Genomic DNA, 12605 nt, shown 5'->3' on the forward strand with positions numbered 1-12605 from the left:
GTTCGAGACTAGAACGTTGATAGGCAGGGTGTGTAAGCGTTGTGAGGCGCTCAGCTAACCTGTACTAATTGCCCGTGAGGCTTAACCATACAACACCCAAGGGGTTTTACGGACTCCATGAGCACTTGAATGATGTGCTGAGAACACTAGTTAACTTTCCCAGATTGTGATGTATCGCCCAAGGGCGGTAGATAAGAATTTGCCTGGCGACCATAGCGCTGTGGACCCACCTGATCCCATGCCGAACTCAGACGTGAAACGCAGCAGCGCCGATGGTAGTGTGGGGTCTCCCCATGTGAGAGTAGGACATCGCCAGGCTCCCTATTCAGAAAGCAGACCCAGTCTGGTTTCGACCGTGTGGAGCGGTAGTTCAGTTGGTTAGAATACCGGCCTGTCACGCCGGGGGTCGCGGGTTCGAGTCCCGTCCGCTCCGCCACCTTATTAGCTAGAAATAGCTTGCAGGGGATTAGTTCAGCCCGGTAGAACGTCGGTCTCCAAAACCGAATGTCGGCGGTTCGAATCCGTCATCCCCTGCCACTTTTTAAAAGCCTCGTCATCAGACGGGGCTTTTTCGTTTCAGACAGTCAGCGCGTTGCGCTGATGTCGGCGGCTGGTACGCCAGCCCGGTCAATCCGTCATCCCCTGCTACTTTTTCGTTTCAGACAGTCAGTGCGTTGTGCTGATGTCGGCGGCTGGTACGCCAGCCCGGTCAATCCGCCATTCCCTGCCACTTTTCAAAAGCCTGGCCTCCGGACCGGGGATTGTTATGTCTGCTTTTTGTCAATGAGCTATTTAGCGTGTCTCATTTCTCTATTGATCTTGTGTTTTCGGCTTACTTATCCATGTGTGCTATTAGCTGAGAAGGTTTTGCAATGGTTTCACTTAGGGTATGTCTGAAGCTAGCCGACTGATAATATAGCGACTTGTTTACCAATGAGATAAATCGAGCTGAAAGGGATACTGATGCTGAAAAAATTGAGTTACTTGGCTTTGTTTTTGATGGCTGTGCTCGTGAGTGGTACATATCTGGCTTTTAATGTGCCTGAGCAGCCTGAAGTTGCGTCTGGAGCACAAGTTCGCCAGTACAGTATTAGCTGTGTGGAAAATACGCCAGCAGCGCCGATAGATCAAAATGGTGCATTAAGTATTACTGTCTGGAATATTTACAAGCAGCAGCGAGAAAGCTGGCATAAGGCTCTTGTCGGGTTTAGTGCCGGCAGTGACTTAGTTCTGTTGCAGGAGGCGAAATTTACTCAGGAGCTAGGCCAGTACCTGCAAGAAAGTCGCTGGCAAGTGACAATGGCCAATGCCTTTACCTTTTTAGATACGCCTGCAGGTGTGATGAACTTATCGCGGGAAAAAGCAAAAAAGACCTGTGCTTATCTGGCGGTAGAGCCCTGGCTTCGTTTACCTAAATCTGCACTGTTGTCGAGATATCCTTTGTCGGATGGGACTACACTTACGGTAGTCAATGTGCATGGAATTAACTTTGCCTGGGGGGTTGAGGAGTATCGGGCACAGTTTGCAGCATTAGCAGCTCAGATTAATAAGGAAGAAGGCCCTGTGATAATGGCCGGAGATTTTAACACCTGGCGCAAGGAGCGAATGGAAGTGGTGGAGGAGTTCGCAGAACAGTTGGCACTTCACGAGGTGACAATGGAAAAAGATCTGCGAATCAGAATTCTCGGCTGGCCGCTTGATCACCTATTCTATCGTGGCCTCAAGCTGGAGCAGGCAGAGGCACCGGGAACCGATGCCTCAGACCATCATCCAATCATTGCCCGTTTTAGGCTGTTAGAATCAAAAGGGGCCAAACAGTAACGACCAGTAACCAAGGCAATGTGGCAATAACAATTGCTTTGGCTCGATCAATACCGCACCACAGGCTGACTGCTATATAACTAAGCGCAATATACCAAGGCGCAAGCAAAGGAATGCTGGAGGCAAAAGCGGCCCAGGGATGATTCATCGGCAGCTTGATGAAAGCGTTCAAGCTGTTCAAATCTGCGGCGTTTGGCAGTACTTGCGATGGGTTGAATAACACATTCAGATAACTGGCCAGATCGCCGATCAGAGTTGGCAGCATTATAAAGCAGCTTGCAGCCAGCCACTTACCGAAAGGTTGCGGTGCTTTACTGTTCTTCGTCGCCAGATTCAGCCAAAGCGCCAGCAGCAAGAGACTGGCAGTGCGACCCAAAATATCACTGAACACTTCTCCGGCCAGCAGTACTTCACGTGACAGCCAGTTAAGCTGATTTTCGTCCGTCAGCTGGGGTAACTGGTTGCGAAGTGTGTCCTGTAGCCATACCAGATCGACCTGATTAAAGTAACTTCCCCATAATCCAAAGGGAGTGAGTATCAATAGCAGATAAGGGACCAGCGCCCATTTGGGGCGCTGGTGTACAGCGGTGAAGCAATCGACTGGGGAGCGAAACAAGTCCAGCAAAGCGATAAATGGATTGCTTGACGGCGTCATACGCTCACCTTAGTGACATCAACAAACAGCTTCAGTTTCTGGCCGGGCTTGAGGTACTTCTGACTACCTAGCTGATTCCATTTAATGACATCTGCCAGTTTCACATTGAAACGATCAGCAATAGCACTGAGATTATCGCCGGAACGAACTTCATAGAAAACCGTTCTGATCACGCCGCCGTTTTGGCTGGTTTTCCATATGTTCAGCTTCTGTCCGACGCGCAGGGTCGACTGCTTGCTTAAGCCATTCCATTTCATCAGCTCTTTGATACTGACTTTTTGCTTCTTCGCAATCGTCCACAAACTGTCGCCGGATTCCACCTTATAAATTGTGCGGTATCCGCTGCCGTGGCTGACTTGCGAGCGCACTTCGGTCAGGCTTGGGAAAGCATTTTCACCGTTCATCGCAACAGGGATAAGAATATACTTGCCCGCTCTGATGCCTGAACCTGCCATTTTGTTCGCCCGTTGAATGAGATCAACTGAGGTGTGGTGCTTTTTAGCCAGTACGCTCAGGCTGTCACCGGCCTTGACTTGATAGCGCACGACTTTCATGCCCTGCCGGCCATTCTCTTCAAAAGATTGATTGAAGGTCGCGACATTAGCTACCGGTAGCAGAAGGTGGGTCTGACCTTCGGGGGCGGTTGCCCACTGATTATAAGCAGGATTGAGCGATTTCAGCTCTGAAAGCGAAAGTCCTGCATATTTAGCGGCCATAGCCAGATCCATCTGGGTTTTTGGATCGACGGTTTCTACCGCAGGTTCATTGGCAATGAAAGGAATATCAACGCCGTACTTGTTTTGGTTACGGACGATATCAGCAACAGCCAGTAGTTTGGGAACGTATCCGCTGGTCTCTTCCGGCAGATTCAGTGACCAGAAGTCTGTTGGTTTTCCGGCTTTCTTGTTCTCGCGTATCGCCCTGAATACTCTGCCTTCTCCCGAGTTGTAAGCGGCAAGAGCATGAAGCCAGTTACCATCGAAACGGCGGTTGAGGTACTCAAGCAGGTCAAGGGCTGCTTCGGTAGACTGGACTACATCACGACGACCGTCGTACCACCAATTTTGTTTCAGGCCAAACTGGCGGCCAGTCCCTGGGATGATTTGCCATAAACCGGCCGCACGGCCATGTGAATAGGCAAACTGATCAAAGGAGCTTTCTACGATAGGCAGCAGTACCAACTCTAGCGGCATACCACGTTTTTCGACGGCGTCAGTTATATAGTAGAGAAAGGGCTCTGCACGAGAAGCGACGATAGTGAGATGCCCGGGATGGCGAAGATACCAGTTGCGGTAGTAATTAACACGTTTGTTATCCGGGACATCGAATTTGAGCTGCATAGCGATGCGTTGCCATGCATCATCCTGTTCCTGTGGTGCCATCACAGGGGCAGGCGGCTCAACAGCAGCCATGGGTATACCCAATGCGGTCACAGACTTGTTTGCTGCGCCTGTGTGCTTTGCCGTTGGATCTGTATTGTTACTATTTTGCGCTGCAGCTGAACTTTCCTGATTAGTCGCCACAGGCTCTTTTTGAGAATTTCCTGTTATTTGGCAACCAGCCAGAAGCAGCGCACTCGCTAAAAAAAATCGGGATTTCATGTAACCTGCCTTTAGCCAAAATCGCAGGTGATAATACTTGGCGAAAGGTGCTGGTTACAAGTGACCGTCCTTCAAAAATTGTCCTTCCAACGTCTGAGGGCGGCGAAGGTTTCCAGGTCACTGTCGTTAACCGCTTTATCTGAAACAGCTTTTTTGATACTGGGTTGATCACAACGCAAAAACGGATTAACGCGTTTTTCTAACCCTAAAGTCGTTGGAATCGTGCTTATGCCTCGGGCACGTCGCTGACTGACCTCTTCACGGTAACGCTGCAGGTGAGGGTTATCCTGTTCTGCAACTAACGCAAAGGCCAAGTTACTACTGGTATATTCATGTGCACAGAAAACTTCTGTTTCGTCTGGCAATGCGGTTAATTTTTGTAACGAATTGTACATCTGGGTTGCTGTGCCTTCAAAAAGGCGGCCACAGCCAGCCGAGAACAAAGTGTCGCCGCAGAAAAGCTTGCCATCGCCAACATAAGCAATGTGCCCTGAGGTATGGCCGGGTAAGCCCAATACCATGAAACGCTCGCCGAAAATATCGACCTGATCGCCATCTTCGACAGACTGTGTCAATCCGGGAATGGCTTCAGCGCCAGGGCCGACTATCTTGCAAGAAGGGAAAGCTCGCTTAAGTTCACTGATGCCGCCAACATGATCATGATGGTGATGGGTGATTAGTATCGCTTCAAGTGTCAGATTGTTGGTGTTTAAGCAATCCAGAACAGGCGTGGCGTCGCCGGGGTCGACAACAACACAGCGATTATCCGGTCCTTGAACTAGCCAGATGTAATTGTCGTTAAATGCAGGTATGCTCTTAATAGTTAGCATGAAATTGTCTCCAGTCCTTGATGTGTGAGTCATCATTTATGAAGCCAGCCCGCACGATAAAAGAAATCGACACACCCTCATCCTGGTCTCAGCTGGTTCAGGGAGAATGGGCGGCACAAATGCTTCAGGCTCAGCTGGATGAATGGTGGCCGAGACTCTTTGGCTACCACATGCTGAAATTGGGCGGCCTGAGCTGCGAATTCGTCAGTGGTCATTGTAACATCCGCCATCAGGTTTGTATTGATCGCGATAATCCGCTTCGGAATCTTGAAGCCGATCCGATGGCATTGCCTTTTCTGGAAAAATCCTTTGATGCCTGCGTGTTAGCGCATCAGCTGGATTTCTGTGGTGATCCCCATTCACTGCTTCGGGAAGTTGACCGGGTGCTGGTCGATGACGGCTATCTGCTGATCACGGGTTATAATCCGCTGAGCTTGCACGGTATGCGGGGGCTGCTGCCCTGGAACCGGAAACGTGCGCCCTGGTCGGGACGTATGTTCATGCCTATCCGGGTCAAAGACTGGCTGGGGGTGTTGAATTACGAAGTGGTATTTCACGAAAATCTGGCGATTTTACCGCCCACCCGTTACCCGGCGTTTTCTGCCTGGGCAGAAAGTATGCTGTCGGGATCCTTCTCCGGCATCGGCGGGATTTATCTGATTGTGGCCAGAAAGCGAACGTTTCCACTCAAGCCGATTAAGCCAAGCTGGAAGCTGCGGCGACAACTCACGCCAATCAGCGTGAATTGCCGCACTCAGGCTAACAAGAAGCAGTCGGGATAATACCGGCTGAGAGTTGTCAGCTTTCCTGGTAACCGGTATCGTCTTTTGAGGGGGATTCGGCCGCCTGGCGGGCCAGTTCATCGCAGCGTTCGTTTTCGGGATGGCCGGCATGGCCTTTTACCCAATGCCAGCGCACTTGATGGCGTTGCGTTTCCTGGTCTAATTGCTGCCACAGATCAGCGTTTTTTACCGGTTTTTTATCTGCCGTTTTCCAGCCGCGCTTTTTCCAGTTGTGAATCCACTGTGTGATACCCTGACGGACATATTGGCTATCAGTGGTCAAATCAACGTCGCAAGATTCTTTGAGGCTGGCCAGTCCGACTATGGCCGCTAACAATTCCATGCGATTATTGGTGGTCATGAAGAAGCCATCATTAAGCTCTTTGACATGGCCTTTATAACGTAAGATTGTGCCATAGCCGCCAGGGCCTGGGTTGCCGAGGCAAGAACCGTCGGTGAAAATCTCTACCTGCTTGGTCATCTTTGGTAGTATTCATCTTTATTAAAACTCTAGTCTGACATAACCGATACTATGAAAGCCACCAATGAACGCATAATTGTATTTGATACCGAAACCACAGGTATGAATATGACCGGCCCTCACTATGAAGGGCATCGCATCGTTGAAATCGGTGCTGTGGAGATCGTTAACCGGAAATTCACCGGACGGACTTTCCACGTCTACATCAAACCGGATCGGCCGATTGATCCAGAAGCCGTCGCCGTTCATGGTATTACGGATGAATTTCTGCGCGATAAACCTTCCTATGCTGACATTCATCACGAGTTTATGGACTTTATCCGTGGTGCTGAACTGGTTGCTCATAATGCGCCCTTCGATATCGGCTTTATGGATTATGAATTCAGAAAGTTAGACGCTTCGATCGGAAAAACCACTGACTTTTGTTCGGTGACCGATACCCTGGATATGGCGAAGAAAATCTTCCCGGGTAAACGGAATAACCTGGACATACTTTGCTCGCGCTACGGTATTGATAACTCTCATCGTACGCTGCACGGCGCTTTGCTCGATGCTGAGATCCTGGCCGACGTTTATCTGATGATGACGGGTGGGCAGACTTCGCTGGCATTGAATGCCGCAGGTGAACAAAGTGACAGTGGTGCAGAAAGCGGAATACGCCGTCTTGCCTCGGGAAGGAAAACATTAAAGATTATTCGTGCTTCTGCCGATGAACTAGAAGCGCATGAAGCGCGTTTAGATATCATTGAGAAAAAAGGTGACGTCACACTCTGGCGTCGATAGGAGAAGCATGCGAAGGCTAGCATTACTGTCTACATTGATCCCGGTGTTGCTTGGCACGCAAAGTGTGCAGGCTGCGTCCTGGCTGGACAACCGATTCCGGGTTGATCCTACCGTCAAGCAAGTGGCCTTCGTGGTAGAAAGAGAAACCAAGAACCAGAATGTGGTCTTGGTCAGGCCGGACGGGGTGAAATACTATCCGTGGCGACATCCGGACAATGTCGCCTGGCACGAGGAGCCGGGTAGGGACATCATCACGATTGAAAACCCTATGCCGGGCCCCTGGCAGGCGGTTGGCCGGGTCAGTGACAAGAATCAGATCAAGGTACTTTCCAACCTGAAGCTGGATGTGGCACCCTTGCCGGAAAGATTGTATCAGAGCGAATCTTACAAATTTACTGCTCGTCTGACACAAGATGGCGAGTTGCTCACCGACAGGGATTTTCTCGACAGTGTCAAAATGTCGGTGAACTTCTTTGAATATGTGGACGAGCCTGAAACACAATCTGAAGATACACTGCCCACGCCTTTGTCATTAGGTGAGTTTGCTGATGATGGGCTGAAGCTTGATGAAGCCCCCGGAGACGGTGTGTTCACCGTCGCCCTTCCTGTACATATCCAGCCGGGGCGATATCGGGTGAAGATCACCTCTGGTAACGGCATCTTTCTCCGTACTCATGAGCAACAGGTCATGGTTTACCCGCCGCCTGTCTTATCCACCTTCATTCAGGCAAGATCACAGCAAGACTCCCATCAGTTGGTGGTGACCTCTGATGAAGGCATGATTGAGCCGGGCTCGGTGTCGGTACATGTCGAGCAGGAAGCCCCGGATGGTAGCATAACGATCAGCCAGGAGCAGTCTCAGCCGGAGACAACTAACCTGGACGTTGCCGTTCCTAACCTGCTCCAGCCTGGCAGCTATGCCTGGTCCGGCTGGGTGTATGCAACGGACACTTATAAAAAGCGCCCCTTGGTTTTCCCGTTAGAGAAAAGCCACTTTGCCATTACGTCAGTTCTGCAATTAGATAAAAACCTGGCAGAGTACCGTGCCCGACAAGAGGAAAAGGCCCGGCTTGAAGCAGAAAAACAGCGGCTCGAAGCACAACTGGCCGCCCGCAGCCAGGCATGGAAGATGATCCTGGCGGGTAACGGTGTGATGGTATTGATGGCACTGATCTTTGTGATTTTGAGAAAAAGGCGAACAAAATTGGTTGAAGCCGAACCGGAAGCGCCTAAGCTGGAAATACCACCGGATGTAAAAGTCTAGCCGCGTAAGGTACGGTGAATCCTGACCCGGGTATCATGCTAATCAGGCTGAACAAATCAGTTAACAAAAAAAAGGGAAGCGCAATGCTTCCCTTTTGGTTTGTGTTTTACGCAAGCAAATGGTTACGCAGCATTCTCAATGTCTTTCTGCGTATCAGCCACGCCTGCGACTAAGCGCTGGGGGTCGAAGTCATCCACATTGATGGTACGCAGACGACCAGCTTCAGCGCGTCGTAGCAGCTCAGCTTCATCTTCGTTGATAGCTTTCAACTCAAGGCCAGTGTCGGCTACTTGATCCAGCTGCATGAATGGCAGTTTTTTGCCCGCCGCCTGACACACACGGTCGTATAAAGGTTCTGCAGCCAGAATGTCTTTCAGCGCTTCTTCCATCATACCTGCCGGATTAGTCTCAATGGCTTCAAGGAACTGACCGCGGCCTAACCGATCACGGGTTTCACACGGTGTTTGCAGCATAACGGCCAGCTTGTGATCCAGTTTGTCGCTAGGTTGCACCCGAGACAGACCGCGCGGCAAAATCAGAACGCGCAGCAGCCCGGCAACAGCACGGTTAGGGAAGTTGCGCAGGAACTGGTCGATGGCTTGCTCGGTCTGATACAGCGCATCCTGCAGGCCCCAGTGAACCAGCGGCAGATCTTCTTGCTTACTGCCGTCATCGGCATAACGCTTCAGGGTCGCAGAGGCCAGATACAGCTGGCTCAGGATATCCCCCAGGCGTGCCGACAGGCGTTCTTTACGCTTCAGTGAACCACCCAGAACAGCCATTGACATATCAGACAGTAAAGCCATGTTGGCACTGTAGCGGTTCAGTTGCTGGTAGTAACGCTTGGTCGCATCTTTACGCGGTGAAGAAGACCCGCGCCCGTCGGTCAGACCGAGCCAGAATGAGCGCATCAAATTACTGATCACAAAACCAATATGACCGAACAGTGCATCATCAAAGTCGATCAGAGCCTGACGCTGGTCTTCGTTGTAGGCGGCATTCATTTCTGTCAGCACATAGGGATGACAGCGAATAGCCCCCTGACCGTAGATAATCATGGAGCGGGTCAGGATATTGGCGCCTTCAACGGTGATCGCGATAGGTGCACCCTGATAGCCACGAGCCAGGAAGTTACTTGGACCCAAACAGATACCCTTACCGCCTATGATGTCCATCGCGTCGATGATTCCGCGCTGGCTGCGGTGAGTACAGTGGTATTTCACGATAGCCGAAATAACCGACGGCTTTTCACCGAGGTCAATACCGGTGACCGTCAGGCTGCTGGCGGCGTCCAGCACATAAGCATTACCGGCAATACGTGCCAGCGGCTCTTCAATACCTTCCATTTTACCGATAGGCAGTTTGAACTGACGACGGATACGTGAGTAAGCACCGGTTGCCAGGGCTGTCGTTTTGAGGCCGCCTGTGGTGTTTGATGGCAGAGTGATACCGCGACCAACCGACAGGCACTCCACCAGCATGCGCCAGCCTTGCCCAGCCATTTCCTGACCACCAATGATGTAGCTCAGCGGAACGAAGATTTTATCGCCCTGAGTCGGACCATTCTGGAACGGCACGTTGAGCGGGAAGTGGCGGCGACCGATCTTCACGCCGTCTAAATGCGTCGGGATCAGGGCACAGGTGATACCCAGTTCTTCTTCATCGCCAATTAAATGTTCTGGATCGTATAGCTTGAAAGCCAGGCCCAGAACCGTGGCCACGGGCGCCAGCGTGATATAACGCTTGTTCCAGGTCAGCTCCATACCCAGGATTTCTTCACCCTGCCACAGGCCTTTTTTGACAATACCGAAATCTGGAATCGAGCCGGCATCAGAGCCTGCCTCCGGGCTGGTCAGTGCAAAACAGGGAATTTCTTTACCTGCCGCGAGGCGAGGAAGGTAGTGGTTTTTCTGCTCTTCTGTTCCGTAGTGCTGCAGCAACTCACCCGGACCTAATGAGTTAGGCACACCGACAGTTGATGACATCACCATAGACACACTGGACAGTTTTTGCAGCACCAGTGATTGCGCATAAGCCGAAAACTCCAGACCACCGAACTCTTTCTTGATGATCATGGCAAAGAATTTCTTGTCCTTCAGGTACTGCCAGACTTCCGGAGGGAGATCGGCCATGTCATGAGTGACTTCAAAGTCATTGACCATGCGACAGACTTCATTGACCGGACCTTCCAGGAAGGCTTTCTCTTCTGCACTCAGGCGTGGCGCAGGAATATCATGCAGCTTGTTCCAGTCTGGCGCACCACGGAACAGATCCGCTTCCCACCAGACTGTACCGGCGTCGATCGCTTCTTTTTCTGTCCGCGACATTTCCGGCATCACACCTTTGAAGGCTTTCAGGGCGGGTTTGCTGAGTAATTTCTGACGGATTGCCTGAAGGTTCAGCGGCAATGCGATGATCAGGAAAGCCAGCCAGCTGTATTCGCCGGTGATATCCAGCAAAGTACCAGCAGCAAGCGCTACAGCGAAAACAAGAGTGAAGGTTCTGAGGCTGGCTCTGTGATAAGCGAGCACTCCGGTTATCACCAACAACCCCAGCAGGTACACAAGTGTAGCCATTCTTTCTTCTCCTTATTAGAGATATTCCCTTAGGGTATTTTTAATAAATATTGTATTCGGGTAAGAGGTCATACCACTTGAATTGATTGTAAGTTAATCTTTAGCGAAATGTAAAAATCTTTTTTTGATTTTGCTGAGTAGCTTCTCATCGTCATTGGAGGATAGGGGCGACAAAAAAGCGGTAAAAGTGGCAGGGAATCGGTTTCCTTGTTCGCCGGGACGCTGATATGAGGGGAAAATCACTGCAATTGCTGCCCGGTCAGTCGACACTTCCTAGTGTTTCTGGGTAAACTGCCTGTCAGGGCATATCCGGCAGGGAATTCCTTGCTTTAACACAACAAATCACAGAGAAAAGCCTATGTACCAAGATCTCATTCGTGCCGAACTGACTGAAGCGGCCGACGTTCTGAACCGATTTATCAGCGATGAAAAAAATCTGGCGGATATTCAGGCTGCCGCAAAGCTGCTGGCAGATTCTTTCAAACAAGGCGGTAAGGTGCTGTCCTGTGGTAACGGCGGTTCGCACTGTGATGCCATGCACTTTGCTGAAGAGCTGACGGGCCGTTACCGGGATAACCGTCCAGGTTATCCGGGCATTGCGATCTCTGATCCCAGCCATCTGTCTTGTGTCAGTAATGACTTTGGTTATGAATATGTGTTTTCGCGTTATCTTGAAGCGGTTGGTGCGAAAGGCGATGTGCTGTTTGGTCTGTCAACCTCCGGCAATTCAGCGAATATTTTGAAGGCCATTGAAGCGGCGAAAGCGAAAGGCATGAAAGTGATTGCGCTGACAGGCAAAGACGGCGGCAAAATGGCTGGTATTGCCGATGTGGAAATCCGCGTGCCGCATTTTGGTTATGCTGATCGCATTCAGGAAATTCACATTAAGATCATCCATATTCTTATCATGCTGGTTGAAAAGGAAATGGAAGGGGCCGAGTAATTCGGTAACCTGACAGAGGGCAGAGGAAACATGTGTGAACTGCTTGGCATGAGTGCCAACGTACCTACTGATATTTGTTTCAGTTTCACCGGTCTGATGCAACGTGGTGGGCGAACTGGCCCGCACGCAGACGGCTGGGGCATTACCTTCTATGAGGGTAAAGGGTTTCGTACATTCAAAGATCCTAAACCCAGTTGTCATTCTAGAATTGCTGAGCTGGTGCAACAGTACCCGATTAAAAGCTGCGCGGTGATCAGCCATATCAGGCAGGCGAACCGGGGTGGGGTGTGTCTGGAGAATACTCACCCCTTTACCCGTGAGCTCTGGGGACGTTATTGGACTTTTGCCCACAATGGCCAGCTGACCGGGTACGAAAACCTGGAAGCGGGGCGGTTTCAGTCGGTCGGAGATACAGACAGCGAAATTGCTTTCTGCTGGTTGATGAATCAGATTGACAGCACATTTCCGCAACCACCGGATGACTGGAGCCTGATCTTTGAGGTGGTGGCTGAGTGTTGCGATGAGCTGAGGAAGCTTGGCGTATATAACATGCTGCTGAGTGATGGTGAGTTTGTACTGACTTACTGTACCAATAACCTGCACTGGATCACCCGTCGAGCCCCTTTTGGCAAAGCCTCGCTGATTGATGAAGATGTCACTATTGATTTTCAGCAGGAGACCACACCCAATGATGTGGTGACTGTTATTGCCACTCAGCCACTGACCAATGATGAGCGCTGGCACAAAATGGCAACGGGCGAATTTGCCGTATTCCATTATGGTGAACTGATTAACAAGCGCGTGCTGGACGTACCGGAAGATCCCCCGCCGTCACTCACTTAAGCTTGTTCTCTGGATATAAAAAATGC

11 protein-coding genes, 2 tRNA genes and 2 rRNA genes are annotated in these 12605 nt (G+C 50.8%); 10 read left to right on the top strand and 5 right to left on the bottom strand.

Annotation, left to right across the window (positions count from 1 at the left end):
- The 5 genes from D6M16_RS00565 to D6M16_RS00585 form a co-directional block, all read left to right on the top strand.
- A 23S ribosomal RNA gene (locus tag D6M16_RS00565) occupies positions 1–89 on the top strand; the annotation flags it as partial.
- A gap of 113 nt (positions 90–202) precedes the next feature.
- A 5S ribosomal RNA gene (gene rrf / locus D6M16_RS00570) occupies positions 203–318 on the top strand.
- A 41-nt stretch (positions 319–359) separates the two neighbouring features.
- Positions 360–436, top strand: a tRNA-Asp gene (locus tag D6M16_RS00575).
- Between the two features lie 24 nt (positions 437–460).
- A tRNA-Trp gene (locus D6M16_RS00580) sits at positions 461–537 on the top strand.
- Between the two features lie 426 nt (positions 538–963).
- Positions 964–1821, top strand: coding sequence for an endonuclease/exonuclease/phosphatase family protein (locus tag D6M16_RS00585; RefSeq protein ID WP_120510125.1), 858 nt, complete (start codon positions 964–966; stop codon positions 1819–1821).
- Here the strand turns inward: D6M16_RS00585 and D6M16_RS00590 are convergent.
- From D6M16_RS00590 to gloB, 3 genes are all read right to left on the bottom strand, one after another.
- Positions 1787–2476: a YIP1 family protein gene (locus D6M16_RS00590; protein ID WP_120510126.1), complete on the bottom strand. Its 690-nt coding sequence runs from the start codon at positions 2474–2476 to the stop codon at positions 1787–1789. The genes D6M16_RS00585 and D6M16_RS00590 overlap by 35 nt on opposite strands.
- Positions 2473–4077 carry a LysM peptidoglycan-binding domain-containing protein gene (locus D6M16_RS00595; RefSeq protein ID WP_120510127.1) on the bottom strand — a complete coding sequence of 535 codons (1605 nt, stop codon included), beginning with the start codon at positions 4075–4077 and terminating at the stop codon, positions 2473–2475. The genes D6M16_RS00590 and D6M16_RS00595 overlap by 4 nt, the downstream gene beginning before the upstream one ends.
- 71 nt (positions 4078–4148) lie before the next feature.
- Entirely contained in the window at positions 4149–4907 is a 759-nt protein-coding gene (gene gloB / locus D6M16_RS00600) for a hydroxyacylglutathione hydrolase (protein ID WP_120510128.1), read from the bottom strand.
- 38 nt (positions 4908–4945) lie between these two features.
- On the opposite strand from gloB, the gene D6M16_RS00605 reads away from it, so the two are divergent.
- A complete protein-coding gene (locus tag D6M16_RS00605; RefSeq protein WP_120510129.1) occupies positions 4946–5689 on the top strand; it encodes a methyltransferase domain-containing protein in 744 nt (247 codons plus the stop codon).
- A 16-nt stretch (positions 5690–5705) separates the two neighbouring features.
- On the opposite strand, the gene rnhA is transcribed toward D6M16_RS00605, so the two are convergent.
- Positions 5706–6170 (bottom strand): ribonuclease HI, encoded by a 465-nt coding sequence (rnhA, locus tag D6M16_RS00610; RefSeq protein WP_120510130.1) that lies wholly within the window; start codon positions 6168–6170, stop codon positions 5706–5708.
- Between the two features lie 51 nt (positions 6171–6221).
- Between rnhA and dnaQ the strand changes: the two genes are divergently transcribed.
- Together dnaQ and D6M16_RS00620 are read left to right on the top strand one after the other, a co-directional pair.
- A complete protein-coding gene (dnaQ, locus tag D6M16_RS00615) occupies positions 6222–6953 on the top strand; it encodes a DNA polymerase III subunit epsilon (protein WP_120510131.1) in 732 nt (243 codons plus the stop codon).
- Between the two features lie 7 nt (positions 6954–6960).
- Positions 6961–8217: a TIGR03503 family protein gene (locus tag D6M16_RS00620; protein WP_120510132.1), complete on the top strand. Its 1257-nt coding sequence runs from the start codon at positions 6961–6963 to the stop codon at positions 8215–8217.
- A gap of 122 nt (positions 8218–8339) precedes the next feature.
- Here D6M16_RS00620 and fadE read toward each other — a convergent pair whose 3' ends face one another.
- Positions 8340–10793, bottom strand: coding sequence for an acyl-CoA dehydrogenase FadE (fadE, locus tag D6M16_RS00625; RefSeq protein ID WP_120510133.1), 2454 nt, complete (start codon positions 10791–10793; stop codon positions 8340–8342).
- 358 nt (positions 10794–11151) lie between these two features.
- Here fadE and lpcA point away from each other — a divergent pair, with 358 nt between their 5' ends.
- Both lpcA and D6M16_RS00635 read left to right on the top strand, forming a co-directional pair.
- Positions 11152–11736 (top strand): D-sedoheptulose 7-phosphate isomerase, encoded by a 585-nt coding sequence (gene lpcA / locus D6M16_RS00630; protein WP_120510134.1) that lies wholly within the window; start codon positions 11152–11154, stop codon positions 11734–11736.
- Between the two features lie 30 nt (positions 11737–11766).
- On the top strand, positions 11767–12579 hold the full coding sequence (locus tag D6M16_RS00635) for a class II glutamine amidotransferase (protein WP_120510135.1): 813 nt from the start codon (positions 11767–11769) through the stop codon (positions 12577–12579).
- Positions 12580–12605: the final 26 nt, after the last annotated feature.

Source organism: Photobacterium salinisoli (assembly GCF_003614885.1).
GTDB lineage: Bacteria > Pseudomonadota > Gammaproteobacteria > Enterobacterales > Vibrionaceae > Photobacterium > Photobacterium salinisoli.